The organism is Yoonia maritima (assembly GCF_043641945.1).
Taxonomy (GTDB): domain Bacteria; phylum Pseudomonadota; class Alphaproteobacteria; order Rhodobacterales; family Rhodobacteraceae; genus Yoonia; species Yoonia maritima_B.
The window spans coordinates 111,828-135,789 of the sequence record NZ_JBHZRX010000008.1 but is presented as its reverse complement, the minus strand read 5'-3'; the positions used below and the strand labels follow the sequence as shown (position 1 = coordinate 135,789).

The following is a 23,962-nucleotide window of genomic DNA, read 5'->3' as shown; positions in this document are numbered from 1 at the left end:
GGCTATTCATTTGAAAAATGGATATTCGTGTTCTAAAACATCATTTAAAATGATGGCGAATTGAAAATGCTTGCAAATTTTGACCTCAACCTTCTCGTCGTGTTCCACGTTCTTCTCCAAGAGCGTAGCGTCACGCGGACAGGCGAACGGCTGGGCCGTACACAATCAGCAATTTCGAATTCCCTAAAACGGCTGCGGGATCGGTTCGAAGACCCGCTTTTGGTGCGCACCCCCGACGGGCTTAGCCCGACACCACGCGCAGCAGAACTTGCGCCGCTGGTTGCCCGGATTGTGCAAGACGTGAAATTCTGCGTGACACCAAAGGCCGATTTCGACCCCGCCACCGCCCAAGCCAGTTTTTCAATCGGTGCGCCCGACAGATTCAGCCTGCCTGTGTTCTTGCCGCTACTCAAACATCTGGGAAAGGTCGCGCCGGGCATCGTGGTTAACCTGCGGACAACCGACCGGGACTATGCCACCCGCCTGATCGAAGACGGCGAAATCGACCTTGCTGTGGGTTGGATCGACGGCACGCCGCCACATCTCAAAAGCAGCTTCGCCTACGAAGACCAATTTGTCTGCCTATGCCGCCGGGATCATCCGCTTTTGGCAGAAACGGAACGGCCCAGCGTCGATGACATCCTCAAATACTCCCACCTTGTCGTAAGCTCGACCAGCGACCGCCGCGCCGCTTTTGATGCGGTGCTCGCAGAACACGGGGTCAAACGCACCATCGCAGCCACATTGATGAGCTTCACCATCGTGCCCGAATTGCTGTTGGAATCCGATCTGATCGGGGTCTTCACACACCGGGCCAGCGAATACTTCGCATCGCGCTACGCTCTGGCAACGGTACCTGTCCCACTCGAAGTCGCACCAATCGCCAACCACCTGATCTGGCACTGCCGCTTTGAAGAAGACCAAGCACACGCCTGGCTACGGCAACAAATCGAAATGGCCTTCACCGGCAAAATGCGAGATCCCGAAAAACCGCGGCGACGCAAATAATGCGTCAGTACAAGATTTCATAGCTTGTCGAACGCCCGCCGGCCTCTGATCGTTCCAGCACCCCTGCCTTTTCCAGCGCCGCCAGATCGCGGGTGGCAGTGGGCGCTGTGGTTTTGGCAATCTTACGATACCCCTTCGCACTTAGGCCAAGCATCACTCGGTCAGGACCTTGCGCGAACACCGCCGTCAGCGCCTTGTGCTGACGGGCGTTTAGATCAGCCGCATGGCGCACAAAGAAATGATTACGACGGACCAAATACATCGCCTCTGCCCGGCCAGCATCAGCGGCACGGGTCAGCGTGTTCAAGAACCAGACCACAAACGGGGTCGCATCAATGCCCCCCCTGCCCTCTTGGCGACCGGCCTGAAGGGCCGCGTAGTAATCCAGCTTTTCTTTCTCAATTTGACGCGACAGCGAAAAAGGCAGCGGATGAGACGCGGCAAAAACCGCCTCGATCAGCGCGCGGCCAATCCGGCCATTCCCATCCGAGAACGGGTGAATGGATTCAAACCACAAATGGGCAATCGCCGCGCGGATCGGCACAGGCAACGCGACCTCCTCCGCCAACCATGCGGTAAAGTCCTGCATATGCCCCGGCACCAAATCAGGCGGCGGCGCCTTATACAGCACATCATGGGATCCTGCGGTCGCAGAGCGTACGATCTCAATATCGAAACCGCGCCAAGCACCAAGGTTTTCAACCTCAATCCCATAGAACAACAAACGATGCCATTCGCACAGGTCTTGCCCTGTCACAGGTCCCTGCACATTGCGGGCGGCCATCATCAAGGCCGCAATCGCATCAGACCTGCGGGCAATAGCGGCACCCTCGCGATGTTTTATCGACGCGATGACAGAGGCTTCGATCTCATCATGGTTAAGGGTAACGCCCTCAATCTCGAACGAAGCAAGCGCCTCTTGCACGATCTGCATGCGGCGTAGCTCGGCCAGATCATCTGGCCCCATACCAGCATGAACGCCCTGCACCTCGCCCAGAACCTGCATCGCATCCGCCAAATGCGGTTCCACTGCTACGTGATCGTAAATGAACTTGGGCCAAAGCCCCGACTGCCATATCTGTACCATGAGGTGATTGTAGCAGCTATTCAGATCAAATAAAGAACTATTTTGATGTGAAAAACCCAGCCAATCACTTCATAGCATTATCCAGTGATCCGCACCGTCGTCACACTTGGATCGCAGGCCGTAACCGCAGCCAAAACACGCCCCGCATAATGGGTTTCAATATAACGCGCAGCAAAGGCGCTTGGCGCCGCCAATTCTAACCGTGAACCATCACGACCGACTTCGGTAACCTTCGAAAACCACGCCGCATGCACTGCCGGGTCATTGTCGAACATCACCCGCGAAGCAGCCGCCCAAATTGTCCCGTCGTTTTGCGGGGCCTCTGCACCCGCCTTGGCAAAGGGTACCACGTTTTCGCTCGCTGGCTGTTCTTGGGGGCCCTGCCCCATCCGTGCAACAAAGTCAGGGCCAACCAGTGGCCAGCACAAACGAGTGGCGTCCAGCACAGCGTTCAGATGCACACGATGTTCTGTCACCCTGCCCCGCGCCGCATTGCGATGAACAGAAATCCACCCACGCGCCCGCATAAGCGCCAGCTCGCGTTTTGTTGTCCGCTCAGTCACAGACCACATCCGCGCAATCTCGCGCAAGCCAACGCAGAATGTCTCAGATTGCCAATTAAACCGTGCGGTGATCAACAAAGCCAGACGTTGCGCAAGGCGGCCATCAATACCTTTATCATGCAGCCCCAGCGTCATCAGGGCTGTTAGAATATCATATTTGACGACGGAAGCCTTAGGCCCCGTTGCTTTCACCTGCATCACTGCTCTCCCGTGCGGCACTGCCACGGATAGTTTGAACGCTGCTTCGTATATTTGTTATGTACCAACCGTACGGTCGATTTACGAATTTACAACGCTATTCCGAACCTCGGCGTGATTAGCGTTGAGTTGGGATGAATTGTCAAGGATTCGTGTTTTTACAACCCCATTCCCAATCAAAGAAAAAAGAAATGGGTATATATAATGGTATAGGGGGACATGCAGGGTGTCACCCTATTGGGTCTTGATGTCCCCCCATCAGCTAGAAGAACACATCCCGTGTCCCCCTAAATATGGTCACCAACCCGCAGGATAGAGCCTCATTGCTCCGAATCGGTTCACCTGCCTGCGGCCCCTTATTTTCCTTGGGGACCTTCCCCACGGGGAAGATATAAAAAAACGATATCGCGTGTAGACACAACGTGCAAATTAGGCGTATTTAAAAATTATACAAGAATTAGCGTCCGAGGAACTAATGTATACACACGAAGACCTGCGTGACATGCAAACGCGTTCACTGAAAATGCAAAGCTGGATCCGCCAGCAGACCTTCTCTCCAGAGGATCAAAAGGTGCTGCGCCGCTTCTCCTCATGGGAAGTGTCAGAGCTGATCTTGGGGATGAACCAGTCTACCTTTCGGGGGCGCCTTGCCGCTGACCCCACCTTCCCCGCGGGGAAGGTCGAACCAGACGGGCGGCAGCGTTGGTTTTCATTAGAAGAGGTGAACACCCTGCGCCGCAAGATGAAGGTTAAGGGTAAATCCCTGATGCCCGCCCGCCCTGCCGGCCGCGCTTTCCGTACTGCTATCGCCAACTTCAAAGGCGGTGCTGGTAAATCTACCGTCGCTCTGCACTTCGCGCACGCCGCCGCACTTGATGGTTACCGGGTGCTGGTGGTCGACTTTGACCCCCAAGCCACGCTCTCACACTCTATGGGGCTGACTGACGTCAGCGAAGAACAAACCGTCTGGGGCATCATGGCGCGCGATCTGGTCCGCGAAACAGATCGGATGAATGCAGCGCCCGTTGCCGCCGAAAGCGGCACCGCCCTGCCCCGTCGGTCAATCCCGGATTCAATTCGCGGGCTCGGCCTTCAGGATTTGCGCATCGGAGACTTCGTGCGTCCAACCAACTGGCCCACGATCGATATCATCCCATCCTGTGCGAACGCGGCCTTTGTTGAATTCGCCAGCGCCCAGTACCGGCACTTGAACCCCGAATGGTCGTTCTTTGCGGCTGTGTCGCGCTATCTGGATCAGCTGCCTGACGACACATGGGACCTGATCTTTTTCGATTGCCCGCCAGCAATTGGCTACCAGTCGATGAACGCTGTGTTCGCCGCCGACATGCTCTGCATTCCATCCGGTCCTGGCTATTGGGAATACGACAGCACGACATCCTTTATCGGTCAGCTGGCCGAGGCGCTTGAGGATTTGTCAGACGGGTTCACCGGATCCTTCCCCGCGGGGAAGATCGACCTGCCCAAAGTATTCCGCGAAATCCGGTTTTTGCTGACGCGCTATGAACAAGGCAACGATTTGCACCGCGCGATGTATCAGGCATTTGAACAGGTCTTTGGCGATAGATTGGCAAAACACCCAATTGAAACCACAAGGGCTGTCGAACAATCCAACCGCTTCCTTAGCTCGGTTTATGAAATCGACTACCGGGAAATGACGCGCGAAACATGGCGCCGTGCGCGTGGATCGTTTGATCAAGCTTGGACCGAATTCCACGATGCTATGCTTCCTGCGTGGGAAAAGATGGCCGCAGAAGATCTTCCCCGCGGGGAAGATGTGACAGAATAAGGATCCGAAGATGAGCAAGAAGAAACGCATTTTTGACATCGCGATGCCCGACATGGCCGAGCCTGAAAAGCCGCGTGTCAGTACCCCAGATGCCAGCACACGTCGCAAAGGTCCGATGGCCAGCGCAATTTCAGAAAACGCGGGTGCATTAAATGAACGCGCCGCAGCCGAAGCAAAGATCAGAGCCGAAAACGACGCACTTGCGCATGAGTTCGTCGCGCTGAAACGGGCAGGGCTGGTCACCGCCATGATCCCGCTTGATGCTATCGTAACGCAGGCGTTGGTGCGCGACCGCAAGCCGGGCCCAGACCCGGACCTGTCCGAATTGGTAACCTCTATCCGTGACGTGGGCCTTTCAAACCCGATCCGTGTCGAAGAACGCGACGACGGCAAATATGAACTGATCCAAGGCTTCCGTCGACTGTCAGCCTATCGCGCGTTGCTTGCAGAGGATGGCGAAGGGTGGGGCGAAATCCCTGCTGGTATTCTTCCCCGCGGGGAAGGTGTCGCCGGATTGTACCGTCGCATGGTTGATGAAAACCTGATCCGTAAAGATTTGTCATTTGCAGAAATGGCGCTAACTGCGCAGGCATATGCCGCCGATCCTGACACCACACCGATGAATGTCGATGACGCGGTTGCCGAGCTGTTCCAATCTGCCAACTATCAGCGCCGCAGCTACATCAGATCATTTGCGCGGCTGATGGATTTGGTCGATGGCGTTCTCAAATACCCCGAAGAAATGTCGCGTAATCTCGGGCTGGCTGTCCTAAAGCTGATCGAGACAGACCCAAAGGCGCTGCGCGCACTGCGGGCTAAGCTGGATGGTTGGGACAACCGTTCAGTCGCTGATGAGCTCGGCGTGCTCCGCGATATGGTGGCGGACACACCAGCGCGGACAACCACCAAAGCAGCCAGTGAAACAGGGCAGGGCGCAGGCCGCCGTCCACGCACCACATTCGAAGTCGGCGAAGGGGCCGACCGGGTGAAATGCGTCGCAGGGGTCGGGCAACTGACATTGAAAATGGACCGTGATCTGACAGCCGTTGACCGGCAAAAGCTGGAAAACGGCATCGCAAGGCTGCTTGCAGCGCTAGATTGACGCGATTACCAGCGTAGAACACTGTTTTGTCTAGGAAAACAGATAGGAAGGCACCTTAACTATATGAAAAATATGTATTTTTGATGCCTTCTTAACCTATTGCCTTACGTTTTGAGCCTATCTGGGTCGTTATCGCCTCCCATATAAAACCGGCGGCCCATGCGTTGTGTAGGATCCCTAAGACAACGCCCGCCCAAACCCCGCAAGGGGACCGCATTTTGATCGCGCCTACGCATGAGACAGCGATTAGTGCGCCAAGATAAATGCCCGGCCAGATCAGCAGTGGCTTCCAAAAAATTCCGAAAATCAGACAGTCCGCGATCAGCGCAAAATTGATGACTGGAATGATTTGGCGCAGGCGTGGTCGCATGCTGTGTTTCAAAACCGTCTTCGCGCGCCCACGGCCATAGGTCCAATATTGGCGGAACAACCGACCGGGGGTAGGGCGCATTTGATAGTCGAGCCGGATATCCGCCTCTAACCAGACCCGTCCGCCTGCCAGCCCCAAACGGTGGTCGTATTCGGCGTCCTCGTTGTGGCTAAATTCCGGATCATACCCGCCGATGCGCTGAAACCAGTCTAGCCTAAACCCTGCGTGATGCGCGTGATCGACCCAGCCAGATTTTGATCCGCCACGGTGTGCCGATCCACCCGATCCTAGCGGCGTGTCTACGACCCAAGCAGATGCGTGTTGAAAACATGATGACCCTTTGGCGTCCATCACTGTCGCTACCGATGCTGCCTCTGGGTGCCGTTCAAATGCGCTGACGATGTTACGGACATAGTTAACGGGATAGATCGCATGGGCATCACAGCGGATAAGCAGCCGATGCTGTGGCGCGGCGTATTGCGTGACCGCGATATTGATGCCGGCAGACTGAAGACGCTGTGGGTTATCGACAAGGTGCAGATCGGAATGGTGGCGGGTGAATTGCGCAACGATCTCTTGGGTGCCATCCGTACTGCCACCATCTGCCACAACGATCTTAACCCGCGCCATAAACGGATCGTCATCAATCAAGGACCTAAGGCATTGTTCTATATGATCGGCCTCGTTCAGGGCGGGGATGACAACCAGAACTTGATTTGAATGATACAGGTCGGCCTGTTCGTTCTTGGAAAGCGACATTGAAAAAACCTTAGAACAAAGTTCCGGACACTGAAAAATAAGCGATTAAGAATGCAGCAATGATCGCAGTCCGACAGGACCTGTCAAGCCATTAGGTTGCGGGACTTGAACGAGAATCCCGAATCGGGCAGTGTAATTTTATTCGACGAGGGCGCATTTTAGTCTTCGGAGCGTACATTTTTGCAGTGAATTTTTTGATGGGATGTTGGTTATGGATGATACGCGAGGTCTTGCGATCAGCGTCGAAGGCGTCACGCTTGTCGTCGATCTAGATGATACTTTGATCCATACAGATATGCTGCTCGAGACATTCTGGGCGGCCATTTCTGTGCGCTGGCTGAATATCATTCCGGCAATGCGCGCCCTGTTCAAAGGTAAAGCTGCGTTCAAACGTGCCCTCGAAGAAATGGGCACGGTTAGCCCTGAATTACTGCCATACAATCAAGAAGTTATCAGATACATTGAGGATTGGCGTAGCCGTGGTGGCCGGACCGCGCTTGTTTCCGCATCCGATCAACGTGTTGTCGAAAAGATTGCGTCGCATCTAGAGCTGTTTGACGAAGTTTGCGGCTCTGACGGGGTGCGAAACCTTAAAGGGCCAAATAAGGCCGCGCATCTGAATGACACCTACGGCAAAGGCGGCTTTGTCTATATCGGCGATGCCGAAGCAGATTTAGATATCTGGCGCGATGCGGCCTGCGCTGTGACGGTAGATGTGTCTGCGTCGCTTGCGGCACGGGTGGATGATCAGGCAGCCAGGGTCGAGCATCTGACAACGCGCGGCAGCAGGCTAAAGCCGCTGATAAAGGCCATGCGCCCGCATCAATGGTTGAAGAACGTTCTCGTTTTCTTGCCCATGATGGCGGCGCATCAGTTCAACTTGGTCACTATTGGCCAAGCGATGCTGGGTTTTGTGGTGTTTAGTCTGGTCGCATCGTCGGTCTATTTGTTGAATGATCTTCTCGATCTAGCCGCTGACAGGGTCCATCCGCGCAAACGGCTGCGACCCTTTGCGAGCGGTGATTTACCTTTGCTGTGGGGCACATTGATCGCACCTACTTTGCTGATTGTTGGCTTTGCTTTGGCGCTGCTTTTGAACCTGCAATTTGTCGGGGTGATGCTGTTCTATTACGCCGTGACGACGGCCTATTCCTTTTGGCTGAAACGTGAATTGATCGTCGATATTTGTACATTGGCGGGCCTTTATACGCTGCGGATTATTGCAGGTGGGGTCGCGACCGGGATCCCGCTGTCAGTCTGGTTGCTGGCCTTTTCGATCTTCTTCTTTTTGTCGCTTGCCGCGATGAAACGTCAGGCCGAACTAAAGGCCAGCCAAGCCGCCGGTCAGCGCAAGGCCCATGGCCGTGGTTACCAGACAACCGACCTGCCTTTGATTGCCAATATGGCGGTGTCTTCGGGCTACGTTTCGGTGCTTGTTATGGCGCTTTATTTGAATACCGACGCTGTTTCTGGGCTGTATTCAAATCCAGCTCCGCTTTGGGGGATTTGCCTTGTTCTGTTGTACTGGCTTAGCCGGATGGTGATGATATCCCACCGTGGCTGGATGCATGATGATCCCGTCGTCTTTGCCGCAAGGGACCGGATTTCGATTATTTGCGCCTTGTTTATCTTTGGGTTTGCCGTTCTGGGTGCCCTGTGGTGAGCCGCCTTTCCCATCTTGGCCTTTACGTGGCTTTTGCTGTTCTGGCGACCATTGCCAATCTCGCAATGCAGCGGCTCGTATTGGCGGCAAATGACGGTGCAGTTGGTTTCGCGTTTGCGGTGTTTTCAGGGACGCTGGTTGGGCTACTGTTGAAATACGTGCTGGATAAGCGCTGGATATTTGAGGACCGATCGACAGGTGCGGCAGCGCATAGCAAAAAGTTCCTGCTTTATAGCGCGATGGGCCTGATCACGACGGCGATCTTTTGGATCACAGAGACAGCGTTTTGGCTGACGTGGCACACCGATGCGATGCGTGAATTGGGGGCGGTGATCGGCTTGGCTATTGGCTATACCGTCAAATACCAATTGGACCGCCGCTTTGTTTTCAATGACGCGGAAAGTGCTAAGATCGCATGATGCGTACTTCTGAACTTATGGGGTGGGGGCGCTACCCCCGGCGGCCCGGCCCGCTTGGCGCGCCGCGCACAGTGGCCGAGGCATGTGATCTGGCAAAGCTGCAAGGCGTGGTCGCCCGTGGCAATGGGCGCGCATATGGTGACAGCGCCATGGGTGCCGCCGCCACGATTGATATGCGTAGGTTGAACCGGATGATCGCCTTTGACCCCGAAACAGGCCAGCTAGAGGCTGAGGCGGGTTTGATACTGGGCGATGTTATCGATGCGTTCCTGCCGCGCGGTTGGTTTCCCTATGTGACGCCCGGGACCAAGTTCGTATCGCTTGGCGGTGCCATTGCCGCTGATGTGCATGGTAAAAATCACCACAGCGATGGGTCGTTTGGATCATTTGTTGATTGGATCGACGTGATCGGCGCAGATGGTCAGATCACGCGGGCAAGCCGTGATGAAAATCCTGATCTTTTTGCATGGACCATCGGTGGCATGGGGCTAACTGGGGTAATCTTGCGTGCCGCCGTTCGGCTGCGCCCGGTGCAAAGTGCGTGGATCAAGCAGCAAACCATTGTGACCCCTAATCTGTCATCCGCTATGGCCGCATTTGAAGCCGCACAGGACGCGACCTATTCGGTGGCATGGATCGACTGTTTGGCGACTGGTGCGGACCTTGGTCGATCGCTGGTCATGCTGGGCGAACATGCAACCGACAGCGACTTACCGCATCAGCACCGGCTGCATCCCTTTAAGACGCCAGATAAGTCGAAAAAATCGGTGCCGTTTGATGCACCATCTGCCGCGCTAAACAGCCTGACAGTCAAAGCCTTTAATGCGCTGTACTGGCGCAAAGGCAAACGCGCGGCTGGCGAGACTTTTGTTGACTGGGACAGCTATTTCTATCCGCTAGACGGCATCTTGGGCTGGAACAAGATCTACGGGCGTCGCGGGTTTATGCAGTACCAATGCGTTCTACCGCTATCGACATCAGAGGCCGGATTGACCGAGATACTGACCGAAACAGCCCGCACGGGGCAGGGGTCGTTTTTGGCGGTTCTCAAACGCTTTGGCGCCCAAGAAAGCCGGTTTTCCTTTCCGATGGAAGGTTACACGCTCGCGCTTGATTTCCCGGCGAATGCGCGGACGCTAACCCTGCTGGACAAGCTTGACGCGATTACAGTCGCCCATGGGGGCCGCGTTTATTTGGCAAAAGACGCCCGTATGGCCGCGACAACACTGCATAGCGCCGATCCACGCGCCACCACATTCACCAAGATGCGGCATGATACTGGTCTGCATGACCAATTCACATCCGCACAATCTGAAAGGCTACTTTTATGACCGGCCCGACCACGAAACCTGTCGTTATCCTTGGGGGCGGCTCTGACATTGGGCTGGCCATCGCGCACCGATTTGCGCAGGCAGGAAACCCCATCATCCTTGCCGCGCGTAATGTCGAACGGCTCGAATCCAATCGCAGCGATATCGCCCTGCGCCACAACGTCGATGTGACGTTGACCGAATTTGATGTGCTTCAGACCGGCGCGATGGCCGCCTTTGCCGACAGTATCGACCCCGCGCCATCAGTGGTCATCTCGGTTATCGGGGCAATGGGCGAACAGTCTGACAATGAAAAAGACCCAGACGCCGCCGCAGTCGTCATGCGGTCCAATTACGAAGGGCCAGCGTTGATGCTTGGCATCTTTGCAGAACGGATGGCGGACGCAGGGCAGGGGGTGCTGGTTGGCGTTAGCTCGGTCGCTGGTGACCGCGGGCGGGCAACCAATTACGTCTACGGTTCGGCCAAGGCGGGCTTTACCGCGTTTCTGTCGGGGCTACGTAACCGGCTGGCTAAGCAAGGGGTGCATGTGGTCACTGTCAAACCCGGCTTTGTCGCGACCCGCATGACCGAAGGCATGGACCTGCCAAAGGCGCTGACAGCCGCCCCCGAAGAAGTCGCTGAAAAGACGTTCCAAGCCGTCGAACGCCAACGCGATGTGATCTATGTGCGCCCGGTTTGGTGGCTGATCATGCGGATCATTCGCGCAATCCCGGAACGCATCTTCAAAAAGATGAGCCTGTAGCATGGACGGAATGGCCAGTAATCCTGTCGCGACGATTGTGATTGCTGCCTATTGCGCGGAAAAGACGATCCTGCGCGCACTGCAATCCGCCAGTTTGCAGACCGCCCCGGTCGAGATCGTGGTCGTCGATGATTGTTCGACAGACGGGACCTATGCCATTGCCCAAGATTACAGCCAAACCGACCCAAGGGTCCGCGTTTACCAACAGGCCCACAACACGGGGCCGGCGGGCGCACGTAATCTGGCGATTAAGAATAGCACCGCACCGTGGATTGCTGTGCTTGATGCTGATGACTTTATGGCGCCGGACCGCATTGCGCAGCTTGTCCAACAGGCAGAAGCCGACAACCTTGATCTGCTTGCCGATGATATCTACCGGGTAACCGATGCCGACCTAAACGCCACGAACAAACGGCTGTGGAGCCAAATAGACATTGGGCAGACCACGGTGACATTCGCGCAATTCGTGGATGGCAACCGACGCAATCGCAACGGACAACGCGGCGAATTGGGCTTTGTAAAACCGTTGATGCGCCGTGCGTTCTTCGATGCAAATGATCTGGCCTATGATCCCGATCTGCGGCTGGCCGAGGATTATCTGCTATACGCCAAAGCGCTTGCCGCAGGTGCGCGTTTTCGGTTGGTCGATCCGTTGGGGTATTTCGCGGTCTATCGCGACGATTCACTCAGTTCCCAACACAGCACCAAAGACCTTGGCGCAATCGTAAAGGCCGACCTGGCCCTCGCCCTGCATCCCGCCCTGACACCAAAGGACCGCGCCGTTCTGCGGCAACACTGCCTTGATACGCGCAAGGAATGGGCCTGGCGGCGGCTGATCGATGCGGTGCACGACAAAGACCTGCGGACGATGGCCAGCCTATGCGCCGAGCCACCGCGCGTGGTGCTTTCGCTCGTCGGAAAACTGGTCGAACAGGTCTGGCTTCGCGGTGCTGCACGGCTTCGCAGGGCAGGGTAAGGAACCATTCGCGTGCCCGCGCGTTATCCCAAGTTACGTTCAACGCAGATTTTGGCGTCTGGATTCAAAGGGGATATGCGATGGACGACACACGTAAGATCAAAAACCTGTTGATTGGGATATTGCTTATACTGTCGTTCGGGGCCGTCTATTTCGCACGCGATATGCTTTTGCCCATCGTCATTGGCATATTGGTCGCACTCACACTTAGCCCAATCGTGCGCGGCCTTGCCCGCGCTGGCATCCCAGAAGTCATATCAGCAATCGTTTTGATCTTTGGCGCAACCATCCTATGTGCGGGTGGGGTTTACGCGCTATCGGGGCCAGCCGCCGATATCATCGAACGCGCACCGCATTTGGGAACAGACTTGCGCGCCAAATTAGGGTTTTTGTTCGATTCCTTAGAGGCTGTTCAGGACGCCACGGATGAAGTCGAAAGCCTTACCAATGGCGGCGGACAGGCACCAACAGTCGCGATAGAGCAACCAAGCCTGCTTGCCTTTGCAGCAGGAAGCGTCGCGAGCTTTTTCTCGCTTGGGTTCGTTGGGATGATACTGGCGCTGTTTATCCTCGCGTCTGGTGATCTGTTCTATGTGAAATTGGTGAACGCCCTTCCCAACTTGTCAGACAAGAAGCTCGCGGTAAAAACAGTCCGCGATGTGGAACGCAGGCTTTCACGCTATTTGCTAACCATCACGCTGATTAACGCGGGTCTTGGCCTGTGCATCGCAGGGTCACTGTATTGGCTTGGCTTGCCCAACGCGATCCTGTGGGGCGTGTTCGCATTTGCGCTTAATTTCTTACCTTTTGTCGGCGCGATGATCGGGGTCGCCGCCGTTGGCGTCTATAGCATCATCGCCTTCGATACGCTGGGTTTAGGACTAAGCGCACCGGCGATTTATCTTCTTCTCACGTCCCTCGAAGGCCAATTCGTGACGCCCGCAATTCTTGGCAGACGGCTCGAGATGAATACCGTGTCGGTATTCCTTGCCGTCATCATCTGGAGCTGGCTGTGGAGCCTACCCGGAGCGCTCATGGCTGTGCCATTCTTGGTCGTGACGAAGGTCATCTGCGACAACGTACAACCCTTGGCCACGTTCGGAGACTTCTTAGGCGCCCGAACAAAACAAATCGTTTAGTTGGGGCCTACGAAATACCGAACGCGTTTCCAAAGAGGGACAATTTAGTCAGCCGTTTCAGATATTGCCTCTCGCAATGCTTCGACGCGTTCCTGAAAGTTCCGTTCTTCAAAGGGGTTGTCCGGTTGGTAGACTTCAAGCCATCCCGCTGCGCTTGCTCGGACGCCGCTTGAAGAAAAGCTTGCGGGACGATCAAGATAGAAACCTGCAGTGCCAATCAGGCAGTTACCATATTCGGGGCGCAGCTCATCACACATCTCCTTGAGCGAGATTAAAAACGCGCGGCGATCCTCAGGTGTTTCATGGGTATTGCCCTCGGTCTCATCTGGAATGAAAGCAGATATGAAATCGCCGCCTTGGATGCGTTCTACGTCGCCAATAGTATAGTTAGGAACGTAGGCAAAATCAGCGCGTACCTGGTATTGGTCATCGCCCCGATCGTGGACGGTCGCTTTGAAGATTTTGCATTTGCTCGCGATCTCTATCAACGTGTCTTCGCAAAAATGCATCATATGGCGGGGTGCGCGCATGATCGCATAACTGTGGCGTTGCTCTTCGGGAGGCATTGCCTCACCTTCGCGTAGTAGATCGTCGAGCGTTAGATTGACTGAGAAACTGACACGGCGCTCACGATTTAGGTCGGTCAGGCTAACTTTGCTTGCGATATCGTTGGAATTCATGACCCGGTCGGCCAAACTGCGATAACCCCCGCTTACCTCGGATTCGACGACGTCTGTTTGTTGATTAAGCGATATAGCTGCAGGCATAACCTCGCTATGGTCTCCGCCAGCGGCGGCGCGAATAAGATCAGTATAGACACGTACAATTTCGCTTTCACGCTCGGCCTCAGTACCTGTCACAATTCGGTTATGGGTTGGCATGTGAACCGTTGTAGGCGCGGTTGGCATAGTAATTGGCTCTGCCGGTATCTCACCCACAAGGATCGTGCCGGCACGCTCAGCATGTATTAGGTCCTGCGTGGGGCTTAGGCCAAGTGCGTCTTTGAACCAAAACTCATATGAATCGAAGCCTTTGTCCTGACCAAACAGCAAATTCCCATCCATTGAATTGCCTCCTTTGGCACCTGCCCAAGCACCCCAGCTTTCGTCAGGTTTCCGGAAGGGACGGGTCATACATTCGATATCGCCGGGGTCGCCGCGAAAATCATAAAAGCGTGTTTGGTTAGCGTCTCGGCTTGACCGCACAGCTTCGAAACTTGCATTGCCGATCATGCCCGTAAGCGCAGAAGGCCCGCCAGAAATCATTGCGATATGGGCAATTTCGACACCGGGTGCCGCATGGATATTCCACAGGGTGTTACTGCTTGAGGTTTGTAACGCAAGATAAAGCGGACCGCTGGTGTCAGTGACAATAACGTCGAGGATTCCCATTTTGCCCCGAGGAACTTTGATTAGACCCGGTGAGTGCCCTTCACCGATAGCTTCTTTGGCCGCATCGCGGATGATTTCATTGATGCTTTCGGTGTGAATGGTTTGGATCGGTCCAGTGGTATTGGTGCGGCTGACGTTAATGTTGACGAATTTTTCATCAGCACCGATGGGTCGCAACGTACAGTTTTCATTCGCTTCGAATGCTTGGATTTCCCCATGCACACTATTTGGCCCGCTAGGTTCAAAGTTTGCAACGATCGCATTTAACGCCACCGCTTCGCCCGATGCAGCTACGGCATAGTCAACGCCGTATTCTGGCCCCATACGCGATGTTGTAACTGGGTCGGTCGGGGGTGTGCCTCTCCAGTCACGCTCTGGTGCGATCAAGGTACGGCGCCTCTCCTCTTCGTTTTCGGCAAGCGTCGCTTGTGCCTGCTTATCGACTGAGTTGAACGCGGATTCCACCAGGATGTCGTGTACATCGGGCAGAGCGGCCATTTCAAAAGTTGTGAGGTCTTTCAAGCCAGCAAGAAATTCGCCCTTCCAATCTTGAAAGCTTGGCGATGTGATGACGGCAGTAGTGCCGCCGCCGACGATGAGAGCAATCCCGACAACAAACACTACACCTGCAATGGTTTTTGATCCTGATCGGCCAGAGCCCACTGTTTCAATAGGAGAACCAAGGTCGCCAGATCTTTCTTGGATACGTTCAAGGCGCTTTGCAAAATCGTTGCCGTCGTTCGTCATGCGTAGAACTCTTTAATACGTTATAGTTAGGGCGTTTAGCGGCGAGAATGAAATGAATCAAAATCAGCTCTAGGATTAGCCGCAGGTGATTCAACTGTCACGCAAGTATTTTGGGAATGGTAGATTGGTTTGGAGCCGACGCTGTCGGGCGCAAGCGTTAGCTTTTGGTGATGACTTCGTCGATCATTGCACGTGTTTCGGCGGGTGTTTCGACGAAAGTGGATAAGGGCAGGGCGAATAATGCGTCGCTTTTCTGTTTTACTTCGCTGCCATCGTTCAGGAGCCTTTGGATCAACGCAGGGACTGTCGTTTCGGCGGGTTCGTCAAAATCCCAACCTGCGTTCCATTGGTTGATCATGCGCGCTGTCTCTGTCCCTTGTGACGTAATTGCCGGGACGCCGAAATAGCCGCCCTCGTAAATGCGATTAGGGATTTGCCAGATGGAGTTATGCCCTGCCTCGTACCAGTCTGCCGCCCAGACAGCATCTAGATCGCCGTATATTTTCGCCAAGTCTTGAGCGCCGTTGTAGCGCCCGTGGTAGGTTAACCCCGGTGCGTTTTTGATCTCCGCTTCGAAGTCTGGGAAGACATTCGCGGCTGGATAGCCGTGGATCTCAATCTGAAGCTGGGGCGCGAATTCTTCGCCGAGTTGTTTAAGTAGGCCGAGCGTGCGGCGGCACCGCAAGTTGCCAATCCAACCGAGCTTTAGTTGCCCTTGGGCGGGATTGGGTCGTGACGTTGGGCGTGGTCCGACATCTGCTTGGTTCAGGCGGTTTTCGACCAGTCGTTTGCTGTAGTCGCCGGGATGATGGATCGCGAAGTATTGGTCGATGTAGCGTTCGGACGAATAGACAAGCATATCACTGCGTCGGAGCAGGATACCTTCGAGCCATTGTAGAATAGACGTTTGTAATTTGTTGCCTACCAATAGAACATGTATGTCCAAGCATTCATAAACGATTGGTATTTTCAAACGGTTGCGTAGCCGAAAGACGTGTGCACACATCAGCATGTCGAGATTGCGGGCATAGATCAGATCAATATTGCGTAGCTGTGCGTGACGGCGCGGCGTCATCGCAAAGCTTTTGACTAAGGTGCCCAGCCGACTGAAATAGCTATTGTCGTGTGTTTCGCCCAAGGACAGTAGATCAAATGGCGTTGGATCCAATGTGCCTCGGTATGGCATGACGCCAATCACTTCAGCACCAGCGAGTTTAAACAAGCTAGTTCTTTTACGCACCGTCGGTTCGTTTGAGTTGTGACCGAAAAATGCCACTTTCACCATCTTGTTATGCCTTTTCGTAGACCGGCGCCGTCGTAGTCAAAACCCGCTTCGATTTTTCGGAATAATTCTATGTAAAATTGCTTTTCCAGCTACTGCCCCTCGTTCTCTAGCCAAAATTAGTGGTTCGTGAGCGCTGCAACTGTGCTTCAGAGGAGTTTAAATTACCATTTAAAAGCATTTAGCGGTAGGGCGCCGCGTTCGCGCACTTTTGAACCGCCTTGCTGCGGTTCCATTTGGACGCCGGTACGGAGCAGGATGCGCCCTAATCGGATGACTTCGGTTAAGTCGCCTTGGCGGATTGCCTGCCGCACGGACCAGAGCAGGCCACGGCCAAGGCTGCGTGTGATTTGTTTGCCGATCGTTCCGGAACGTTTGAGCTGGGTGATCCGGTGTTTGTGTTTTGCAGTCAGATGGACGCCGTGCTTCCCAGAAACAGCCCGTCTGCAGATATCAAATTCAGTTGGTCCAAGCGGCGTCGCAGGGGCAATTTGCGCGGCGGCTGCAAGATCGTCGAGCGCGTAATCCCATAGGTCGTGCCGTGCGAAGATACACGCGCGTTCGATGTGGGCTGCCCGTTTGACCTCTGGGTCTTCGCCTTCGTACATCGCTTGTATCAGCGATAGAGGGATATGGTCGCGCAGGCTGTCAAAGACGATCCTATCTTGCGCGGCCCATACGTTATCAACGGCTGATGCCGCGTGCCGCATACTGGCTGGGCCGCGATCGCCGTCATGTTTGCGCTGAAGGAACATCACGTCCTGAGACATGTGAATGGGGTATCGGGTCGCCAGCCTAACCAGCATTTCATAGTCGATGGAGCGTGCGAGGTCTTCGCGGAAAGGGCCGACTTCATCATAGCAACTGCGCCGCACGATGGTCGCGTTCTGGAATAGGTAGATATCTTCTAGCAGGTGGCGCAGGGGCGTTCCGTTATCCAGATCGGGCCAGTAACCGGGGCCTGATAATTCACGTCCGTTTTGCGTATCGCGAAAACGCTGATAGCTGCCGCCGGAAATGCCGATGGTTGGATCGTTGTCCAGAACCCGTGTCAATTCTTCTGCGGCGTCAGGCACGGCGAGATCATCGTCGTCGCAAATCCAGATATAGCAGCCACTGGCAAGCTTCATCGCTTGGTTCAGGGCAGCGGATTTGCCCGCGTTTTCGGCACGATGGTATTGCAACTTTGGATCATCGAAACCAGCCATCACATCTTGGGTGCCATCGGTAGAGCCATCATCCCAGACGATGATTTCATCAACCGGGCGAGTTTGGGCCTGCACGGATTCCAAGGCTTCTAACAGAAAGTCTTTTCGATTGAAGGTCGGGATTATTACGGAAAGCGTAGACACAATTAACGAGCCGCCCAAAAAATTAAAATGATCGCGTATAAAAATGGTGCAAGTCGTGATTCGTTCGACTTGATGAAAAGACTATCGGCATTTTGATATCAGCGCAAAATAAGTCGCGGGATGTCGCCAGTTTGTCCCTTTGAGCCGCCGAATGGGGCGGGTCCGCGCTAGCCTAGAACATTGACCGAACGCGTAAAATGCCGTAATTATTCGGTGTTTATTACTTATTCGATTTATAGCTGGCGTTGGTCGAACGACGAGGTTCGACCCGTTTTTTGTTGGAGTTTTTGTTTGGATCAAACTGGCTTTCACCGGATTCAGCCCCCGGTGCCACAAGGTATATCTGGCGGTCGACGCTATCCGGATTTCATAATTGGTGGTGCTCCCAAATGCGGGACCACCTCGCTGCATTTCATTTTGGATCAGCACAGCGACATTTCCATCCCATTCGATGAGGTCCATTTCTTTGACGCTGACGATCCAATTGCGCATCCTGATTTCCTAAGCGTACAGCAAGGTCGGCTTGTTTGGTGGGACTCTGGTCCTGCGGCGGATGATAATCTGGATTGGTACGCAGATCGGTTTGCCAACGACGATGCGGCCCAGCTCATCGGCGAGGATTCAACAACCTATTTGATGTCAGAAGTCGCAGCCGCCCGTATTCATGCGGTGTTGCCTGACGCGCGCCTGATCTTCATGCTGCGTCACCCGGTTGAACGCGCCTATTCGCAGTATTGGCATCTGGTTAAGACCGCGCGCACGACGGCAAGCTTTGAACAGGCGCTTATTCAGTTTCCGCAAATTCTGCTGGGGTCCAGCTATGCCTGTGGCATTCGACGGTTCATTGAAACCTTTGGCGCGGATCAGGTGAAGCTGTGCCTGTTCGAAGATTTTCGCAAAGACAATCAGGCCTGTCTGGACGACGTGACCGATTTTATCGGTGCTGCTCCAATGAAGATCGACCCTGAAAAGTCGTGGTTCAATAAGACCAAATACCCTGCGAACCTGCGCGTGCAACGCGTCGCAAATCTGATTGGTGGGCCGCTTGTGCGCCGCAAATATCGTGGGCACATGGCACAGGGCAGGGGGTTGCGTGGACGGGTCATAAACAAGCTACATTATTGGTGGTTCAAACATGTGAACGCCCGGCTGATGACCGCCGACCGACCGCCGCCGATGTCGCCCGCGACCAAAGCCTATCTTGAACAGCATCTTACAGCGCGTAATGCAGGTTTATCCGATCTACTTGGCCGCGATATTTCCGCGGTTTGGGAGGGAATGAAGTGCTAGAATTGGATTTGGATTTGTAAACTTGCTTTGAATGGCAGTGATCTGCCATCATTTCGGCATCTTATTAATTAATTGTTTTTCGGAGTATCTAAAGTGAATCGACAGTATGGGGCTTTTGATTTTATGGTCGACGACCAGCTAGATGCGACGCCGCGGGAGTATGCGTTTGGAATTGCGGACGTTGTTTTATTTCTAAAACGTCGTTGGTTGATGATTGCAGCCATCGCGGCGGTGATCGTCATTTTGGTAGGCGCGATGCTTACGACCATCCAGCCGCGCTATACTGCGACTGCTGAACTTACGCTGATCGATCAAAGACAGCAAAGCACGCCGATTGCCGATCTGGTGACCGGGGTACCGCTAAGTCGTCAGCTTGTTCAGCAAGAAATCATCACCATGCAGTCCAAGGCCTTTATGATTGAAGTCGTTAAGCGGCTTGAGGCCGAAACGGGTGAATTGGTTATTGATCCCCCGGCAGAGCCTATCTTGCCTGTTCGGGTGCTGCGTGGCGTGAAACGGTTTGTGTCTGGGTTGATTATGCCAGCACCTGCGCCTGTCGAAGTGGCTGAACCCGTCACCCCATCGCCGACAGTGGGCGAGGTTGCCGAAGGTGACGTACCAACCGAAGCTGTCGATCTGACCCAAGAGGCCGCGTTTGTTGTCTTGGCCGCTGATCTAGAAAAATATGGTGATATGGCTGACCAGCTAAGCGGGATGATCAGGGTTGCCCAGCTTGGCAACAGCTATGTGATCGGCGTGTCGGCGCAGTCAACTGATCCCGCGCTTGCCGCGCGGATCGCCAATGCGGCCGCTGCTGAATACACCCGTTTTAGTCTGAACATCCGGGGCGATGCGATTGAAGAACAGGTCCGTTTGCTGCGCGACCGCGTTGATGATTTGGGCCGTAATCTGGAAGAGGCGGAAACAGCCGTTGTTGATTTTCAGCAAGGCGTTATGCGCGTCGATAACACCAGTGCAGACCGGTTAACGAGCCAAGTTTCAGACCTAAGCCGTCGTTTGGTTGATGCCCGTGCCGATGTCGTGCGGGCGAATGCGCAGTACCAAAAGGTGCTTGAGATCGTATCAGAACAAGGTGCCGTGACAGCGGCAGATGTTCTGACGTCGCCTATCCTTGCCAATGTTCGTGCAGAACTCTCGCAACTGCGGATCGACCGCAGTCGCGCGATTGAATTGTTCGGGCCGGAGTCGAGCCAAGTGCGGGGAATTGACGCCGTCATTAACCGCATCTCGGAAGAGATTAAGATCGAGACAGCCCGGATCGTGTCGGAGTATGAGACCGAGCTAAACATCACCGAGACAATCGCGGCAGGCATTAACGAAGACCTGCTCGAGCTGGAAGAGGTCATGTTATCCCGGTCGCGCAACGCAGTCGAGCTAAGTAAGCTGCGCCGGATCGCTGACGCGAACCGTATTGCATACGAGGAATTCCTGACCATCGCGACGGAATCGGCCCAGTATAAGGCGCTTCAGCAATCGACGGTGCGCCTGTTGTCATATGCAGAGGTGCCCAAAGCACCTAGTTCGCCAAGATCGCTGCTGTTGCTTGGTGCGTCGGGGCTGGCCAGTCTTGCGATTGGCCTAGGCATCGCGATTATGATCGAAGCGGTGAACAACAACATCAAGACGGATCGCCAGTTGCGGCAGGTATCGGGGCTTCCTGTTATTGGTAGCTTTAGCAAGATTGCCACCGGAAATGCGCGCAAATTGCGTGACAGTCTGCGGGCCGGTGTTCGGCCGAAATTGACCCGCGATGAAAAGACCCTGATGGCTGAAGGTCATGCGGTTTCATCGTTCTTGCTGAATGTCATGGACGAGGAAAAAGGGACGATCTTGGTGACCTCGGCTGTGCCGGGCGAGGGGGCATCTACTGTAGCGTTGCTATTCGCGGATGCACTGGCCAACCAAGAGGAATCCGTTTTGCTGATCGATGCGGTTCATGGTGGCCCAACAGCGGCGTCCGTCCCGACCGATGGCGCGGTGACGCAAAACTGGGATCCGATCCAGATTGTCAAAACGGAATCTGGTGTCCCAGTCTTAACGCTGTCTGGCGCAGCGCAAACCGACCCACGACTAATGTCAGAAAAGCGTAAGATGGAGCTGATGAAAACCATCACCGCTAAATATGATTACATCGTGATTGATGCACCGCCTGTATTGTCTTCGGCGGTTGCCTTGCGGTTTGTGCGCGATGCGGATGCGATTGTGATTACGTCCCGCTGGAATTCAACGGCGCGCCAAACCGTCGAAGCCTGTGTTCAAAAGCTGCACGATCTCGCTGCCGAGAACATGTATATGGTGATGACACAGGTAAAACGCAGCGCGGAACGCAAATACGAATACGCGGGATTCAGCAAATCGCTGAAGGCTGGAAAGGTCAGCAAATGAACGGATGGCCTAAAACGATTTGCGCTCTTTGCATTGCATTGATCGCGCTACTCACCCCCGTTTTCGCCGCCGCAGAGGAATACCTACTTGGTCCAGAAGATCTCGTTTCGGTTCGTGTGGCGACGTGGGACGATGCAACGGCCACTTATGTTCCGATGCAGGCAATCACGGGCGACTATAAGGTTTCTGTCGGCGGCATGATTTCATTGCCGGTGGTCGGCAGCGTGATGGCCGAAGGCCAAACCCCAGAGGCATTGGGAGACCGTGTTGCCGAACGTCTTCAATCCTCGGCCGGTCTGTTTCAGTTGCCGGCTGTTTCCTTGCAGATCGTAGAATACCGCCCGATTTACATTACCGGTGACGTTAGTAATCCGGGGTCTTATGCATGGCGGCCAGCATTGACCGCGACAAAAGCCGTAGCTCTTGCCGGTGGTGTGCTGCGGGCGCGCGAAGATGCATTCGATGAGGCAAGCGGATTTCGCGAGGTCAATTTGCTGCAAGCTGTTCAGGTCGAACTGGCCCAGCTAAAAACCCGTGCTGCCCGCCTAGAGGCCGAGCTAACGGGAACGTCGACAATTGATTTCCCTGATCCAATTTTTCACCCTGACGGTCCGCATGTTGTTGAACGGATCAAGGCCGATGAACGTGAAATCATGGCCATTCGCCTTGAATCACAAAAGCGGTCGATTGAATCAAATGAAGCCTTGATCGCGCTATATGAGACTGAACTTGCCAGTCTAGAAAGCAAGATTGTGGGTCAACAACGTCAGTTGGAATTGACCCGCGAACAGGTTGAAAACCTAAAATCACTAGAGGAACGCGGATTGGTTCCCGCAAATCGTCTGATCGCGATGGAACAAAACCTGATGGATCAAAGCGCGGAAGAACTGGACCTGAACACAGCGATTTTCCGGGCACGGCAACGGATTGGCGAAACGCAGCGCGACCTGCTGCAAATCACCGACAACCGCCGTCAGCAAGTGATGTCAGAATTGCAAAGCACCCGGCATGAGATCGTCCTGCAAACGAAACGCGAAGAGATGCTCGCCGGGCTAGCCGCGATGAGCGGCGTGCGCCCGGTGAACACAACCTTTGTGACTGACATGCGCGTGCGCCGGTCCGAGAATGATGAAGTTTCAGTCGTATCAGTCGGCCCCGATGACATGATCCTGCCAGGAGACGTCTTCGAGGTTGAGCTGAGGTTGGAAATGTCCAGCGAGTAAAGCTTACTCGCCGTTCATCAGGTCGCTGCACTGCGGTGTATCTTGCGACGGCGGGGTATAGGAGGCGCATTGCACTAAGGCATTACCTGCCGAGGTTTCCGTGGCCTGACCTGCCCAGTCGGCTTGACCTGTTCCACCTGCCCAGAGATCGAGGTAGATTTTTGCTGGTGGCACGGGAACTTCGTCAGGATCTGAAATGCGGAATAGTTCTGTTTCTCCCGCGTACCATACGAGTGAGTCTTCGTTCCATTCAAACGCATAAAGACGGGGCCTTTCAGTGGAATCAAAACCAAGATCCATCCATTTAGGCTCTTCCAGTGGCTGGCCGTCACGATAACGATTCAGGTGAATCTTATTCGGGTTGCGTCCCAAGAATTCGATATCGACTTCTTCGTGCGTGTCACCGAAATACGGGCCAGTGTAGAGGTAAAACGCCGTGATTAAGCCGTCACCACTGGCGGGCTGCATGATGACTTCGTAGCGTCCATAACCATACCATTTGTTGCGTTGCATTTGGCCGCTTGTGAACGCTTTCGTCGTCATACCCTCACCGATTAAGGTGCCGTCGTCCTCTTTGAGCACGGATGCCTCAACGATGTTATCTTGGTCCGTCGCCGTAAGACTAAAGGCGATGCCTGCAGCGCCCAAATCAACAGAGGATTTGCGCCAAGCTGTTTGAAACCAATTTGCAGGATGATCGTATTGTGCGATCCACCATTGCGAACCGAGTCCAGAGAATGGAAACACGCTCTGGAAGGGTTCGCCGAATTGGCGTTTTCGTTGATTGGTCTCGGCTGCATCTTGAGCATGGGCAATTCCTGCTGCAAGTTGCGCCGCTATAAGACTCGTGCCGAATAGAATTAGCTTGGCAAAAAAACGCTTTAGATTCATCTTTTTATTTCCATACATGTAAATATGTTCCTCGTTTAAACGCTTAATAAATATCCTTGCTTTGTCTTGTATCGAGTGCGCAGCGACAGAAATTATGCCGTTCGCGCATGCCTTGGTTCCCGCGGAGGTGGAGCACCAAAATTGCGGAGCAAATATCACCCGCGCAACTTTTAAAGAGCGGTATGCAGGCTAGCTTAGTGTGACATTCTAGAGAG

19 protein-coding genes are annotated in these 23,962 nt (G+C 54.4%); 12 read left to right on the top strand and 7 right to left on the bottom strand.

What is annotated here, in order from left to right; genetic code table 11:
- Window positions 1–66 precede the first annotated feature (66 nt).
- Window positions 67–1,008 carry a LysR family transcriptional regulator gene (locus tag ACHUEV_RS16130; RefSeq protein WP_394181673.1) on the top strand — a complete coding sequence of 314 codons (942 nt, stop codon included), beginning with the start codon at window positions 67–69 and terminating at the stop codon, window positions 1,006–1,008.
- Window positions 1,009–1,012: 4 nt separating this feature from the next.
- Here the strand turns inward: ACHUEV_RS16130 and ACHUEV_RS16125 are convergent, their stop codons facing one another.
- Together ACHUEV_RS16125 and ACHUEV_RS16120 are read right to left on the bottom strand one after the other, a co-directional pair.
- A complete protein-coding gene (locus ACHUEV_RS16125; RefSeq protein ID WP_394181671.1) occupies window positions 1,013–2,095 on the bottom strand; it encodes a Fic family protein in 1,083 nt (360 codons plus the stop codon).
- Window positions 2,096–2,172: 77 nt separating this feature from the next.
- Window positions 2,173–2,856: a hypothetical protein gene (locus tag ACHUEV_RS16120; protein WP_394181669.1), complete on the bottom strand. Its 684-nt coding sequence runs from the start codon at window positions 2,854–2,856 to the stop codon at window positions 2,173–2,175.
- 475 nt (window positions 2,857–3,331) lie between these two features.
- On the opposite strand from ACHUEV_RS16120, the gene ACHUEV_RS16115 reads away from it, so the two are divergent.
- Both ACHUEV_RS16115 and ACHUEV_RS16110 read left to right on the top strand, forming a co-directional pair.
- Window positions 3,332–4,663, top strand: a complete 1,332-nt coding sequence (locus ACHUEV_RS16115; protein ID WP_394181667.1) for an AAA family ATPase — start codon at window positions 3,332–3,334, stop codon at window positions 4,661–4,663.
- Window positions 4,664–4,673: 10 nt separating this feature from the next.
- Window positions 4,674–5,765: a ParB/RepB/Spo0J family partition protein gene (locus ACHUEV_RS16110; protein ID WP_394181665.1), complete on the top strand. Its 1,092-nt coding sequence runs from the start codon at window positions 4,674–4,676 to the stop codon at window positions 5,763–5,765.
- A 91-nt stretch (window positions 5,766–5,856) separates the two neighbouring features.
- Here the strand turns inward: ACHUEV_RS16110 and ACHUEV_RS16105 are convergent, their stop codons facing one another.
- Window positions 5,857–6,894, bottom strand: a complete 1,038-nt coding sequence (locus ACHUEV_RS16105) for a glycosyltransferase family 2 protein (RefSeq protein ID WP_394181663.1) — start codon at window positions 6,892–6,894, stop codon at window positions 5,857–5,859.
- A 211-nt stretch (window positions 6,895–7,105) separates the two neighbouring features.
- On the opposite strand from ACHUEV_RS16105, the gene ACHUEV_RS16100 reads away from it, so the two are divergent.
- The 6 genes from ACHUEV_RS16100 (at window position 7,106) to ACHUEV_RS16075 (ending at window position 13,165) form a co-directional block, all read left to right on the top strand.
- Window positions 7,106–8,557 (top strand): UbiA family prenyltransferase, encoded by a 1,452-nt coding sequence (locus ACHUEV_RS16100; RefSeq protein WP_394181661.1) that lies wholly within the window; start codon window positions 7,106–7,108, stop codon window positions 8,555–8,557.
- Complete coding sequence (locus tag ACHUEV_RS16095; protein WP_394181660.1) at window positions 8,554–8,976, top strand: GtrA family protein; 423 nt, start codon at window positions 8,554–8,556, stop codon at window positions 8,974–8,976. Before ACHUEV_RS16100 ends, ACHUEV_RS16095 begins: the two co-directional genes overlap by 4 nt.
- Window positions 8,973–10,307 (top strand): FAD-binding oxidoreductase, encoded by a 1,335-nt coding sequence (locus ACHUEV_RS16090; protein ID WP_394181658.1) that lies wholly within the window; start codon window positions 8,973–8,975, stop codon window positions 10,305–10,307. The genes ACHUEV_RS16095 and ACHUEV_RS16090 overlap by 4 nt, the downstream gene beginning before the upstream one ends.
- A complete protein-coding gene (locus ACHUEV_RS16085; RefSeq protein ID WP_394181656.1) occupies window positions 10,304–11,050 on the top strand; it encodes an SDR family oxidoreductase in 747 nt (248 codons plus the stop codon). Before ACHUEV_RS16090 ends, ACHUEV_RS16085 begins: the two co-directional genes overlap by 4 nt.
- A gap of 1 nt (window position 11,051) precedes the next feature.
- Window positions 11,052–12,026: a glycosyltransferase family 2 protein gene (locus ACHUEV_RS16080; protein ID WP_394181654.1), complete on the top strand. Its 975-nt coding sequence runs from the start codon at window positions 11,052–11,054 to the stop codon at window positions 12,024–12,026.
- Window positions 12,027–12,106: 80 nt separating this feature from the next.
- On the top strand, window positions 12,107–13,165 hold the full coding sequence (locus ACHUEV_RS16075) for an AI-2E family transporter (protein WP_394181652.1): 1,059 nt from the start codon (window positions 12,107–12,109) through the stop codon (window positions 13,163–13,165).
- A gap of 44 nt (window positions 13,166–13,209) precedes the next feature.
- On the opposite strand, the gene ACHUEV_RS16070 is transcribed toward ACHUEV_RS16075, so the two are convergent.
- The 3 genes from ACHUEV_RS16070 to ACHUEV_RS16060 form a co-directional block, all read right to left on the bottom strand.
- Window positions 13,210–15,303 carry a hypothetical protein gene (locus ACHUEV_RS16070; RefSeq protein WP_394181651.1) on the bottom strand — a complete coding sequence of 698 codons (2,094 nt, stop codon included), beginning with the start codon at window positions 15,301–15,303 and terminating at the stop codon, window positions 13,210–13,212.
- Window positions 15,304–15,460: 157 nt separating this feature from the next.
- Entirely contained in the window at window positions 15,461–16,525 is a 1,065-nt protein-coding gene (locus ACHUEV_RS16065; RefSeq protein ID WP_394181649.1) for a glycosyltransferase family protein, read from the bottom strand.
- 224 nt (window positions 16,526–16,749) lie between these two features.
- Window positions 16,750–17,937, bottom strand: coding sequence for a glycosyltransferase family 2 protein (locus ACHUEV_RS16060; protein WP_394181647.1), 1,188 nt, complete (start codon window positions 17,935–17,937; stop codon window positions 16,750–16,752).
- 327 nt (window positions 17,938–18,264) lie between these two features.
- On the opposite strand from ACHUEV_RS16060, the gene ACHUEV_RS16055 reads away from it, so the two are divergent.
- From ACHUEV_RS16055 to ACHUEV_RS16045, 3 genes are all read left to right on the top strand, one after another.
- Entirely contained in the window at window positions 18,265–19,227 is a 963-nt protein-coding gene (locus tag ACHUEV_RS16055; protein WP_394181646.1) for a sulfotransferase family protein, read from the top strand.
- A gap of 93 nt (window positions 19,228–19,320) precedes the next feature.
- On the top strand, window positions 19,321–21,633 hold the full coding sequence (locus tag ACHUEV_RS16050; RefSeq protein WP_394181644.1) for a GumC family protein: 2,313 nt from the start codon (window positions 19,321–19,323) through the stop codon (window positions 21,631–21,633).
- A complete protein-coding gene (locus ACHUEV_RS16045; RefSeq protein WP_394181642.1) occupies window positions 21,630–22,856 on the top strand; it encodes a polysaccharide biosynthesis/export family protein in 1,227 nt (408 codons plus the stop codon). Before ACHUEV_RS16050 ends, ACHUEV_RS16045 begins: the two co-directional genes overlap by 4 nt.
- Before the next feature lie 3 nt (window positions 22,857–22,859).
- On the opposite strand, the gene ACHUEV_RS16040 is transcribed toward ACHUEV_RS16045, so the two are convergent.
- Window positions 22,860–23,765: a family 16 glycosylhydrolase gene (locus tag ACHUEV_RS16040; RefSeq protein ID WP_394181640.1), complete on the bottom strand. Its 906-nt coding sequence runs from the start codon at window positions 23,763–23,765 to the stop codon at window positions 22,860–22,862.
- Between the last annotated feature and the right edge of the window lie 197 nt (window positions 23,766–23,962).

What these genes read in the sequence shown, in the direction of transcription:
- ACHUEV_RS16075 (WP_394181652.1), top strand. Translation starts at nt 12,107, where the DNA reads ATGGACGACACACGTAAGATCAAAAACCTGTTGATTGGGATATTGCTT.
- ACHUEV_RS16120 (WP_394181669.1), bottom strand. Translation starts at nt 2,856, where the DNA reads ATGCAGGTGAAAGCAACGGGGCCTAAGGCTTCCGTCGTCAAATATGAT.
- ACHUEV_RS16070 (WP_394181651.1), bottom strand. Translation starts at nt 15,303, where the DNA reads ATGACGAACGACGGCAACGATTTTGCAAAGCGCCTTGAACGTATCCAA.
- ACHUEV_RS16080 (WP_394181654.1), top strand. Translation starts at nt 11,052, where the DNA reads ATGGACGGAATGGCCAGTAATCCTGTCGCGACGATTGTGATTGCTGCC.
- ACHUEV_RS16125 (WP_394181671.1), bottom strand. Translation starts at nt 2,095, where the DNA reads ATGGTACAGATATGGCAGTCGGGGCTTTGGCCCAAGTTCATTTACGAT.
- ACHUEV_RS16090 (WP_394181658.1), top strand. Translation starts at nt 8,973, where the DNA reads ATGATGCGTACTTCTGAACTTATGGGGTGGGGGCGCTACCCCCGGCGG.
- ACHUEV_RS16130 (WP_394181673.1), top strand. Translation starts at nt 67, where the DNA reads ATGCTTGCAAATTTTGACCTCAACCTTCTCGTCGTGTTCCACGTTCTT.
- ACHUEV_RS16045 (WP_394181642.1), top strand. Translation starts at nt 21,630, where the DNA reads ATGAACGGATGGCCTAAAACGATTTGCGCTCTTTGCATTGCATTGATC.
- ACHUEV_RS16105 (WP_394181663.1), bottom strand. Translation starts at nt 6,894, where the DNA reads ATGTCGCTTTCCAAGAACGAACAGGCCGACCTGTATCATTCAAATCAA.
- ACHUEV_RS16100 (WP_394181661.1), top strand. Translation starts at nt 7,106, where the DNA reads ATGGATGATACGCGAGGTCTTGCGATCAGCGTCGAAGGCGTCACGCTT.
- ACHUEV_RS16085 (WP_394181656.1), top strand. Translation starts at nt 10,304, where the DNA reads ATGACCGGCCCGACCACGAAACCTGTCGTTATCCTTGGGGGCGGCTCT.
- ACHUEV_RS16115 (WP_394181667.1), top strand. Translation starts at nt 3,332, where the DNA reads ATGTATACACACGAAGACCTGCGTGACATGCAAACGCGTTCACTGAAA.
- ACHUEV_RS16040 (WP_394181640.1), bottom strand. Translation starts at nt 23,765, where the DNA reads ATGTATGGAAATAAAAAGATGAATCTAAAGCGTTTTTTTGCCAAGCTA.
- ACHUEV_RS16110 (WP_394181665.1), top strand. Translation starts at nt 4,674, where the DNA reads ATGAGCAAGAAGAAACGCATTTTTGACATCGCGATGCCCGACATGGCC.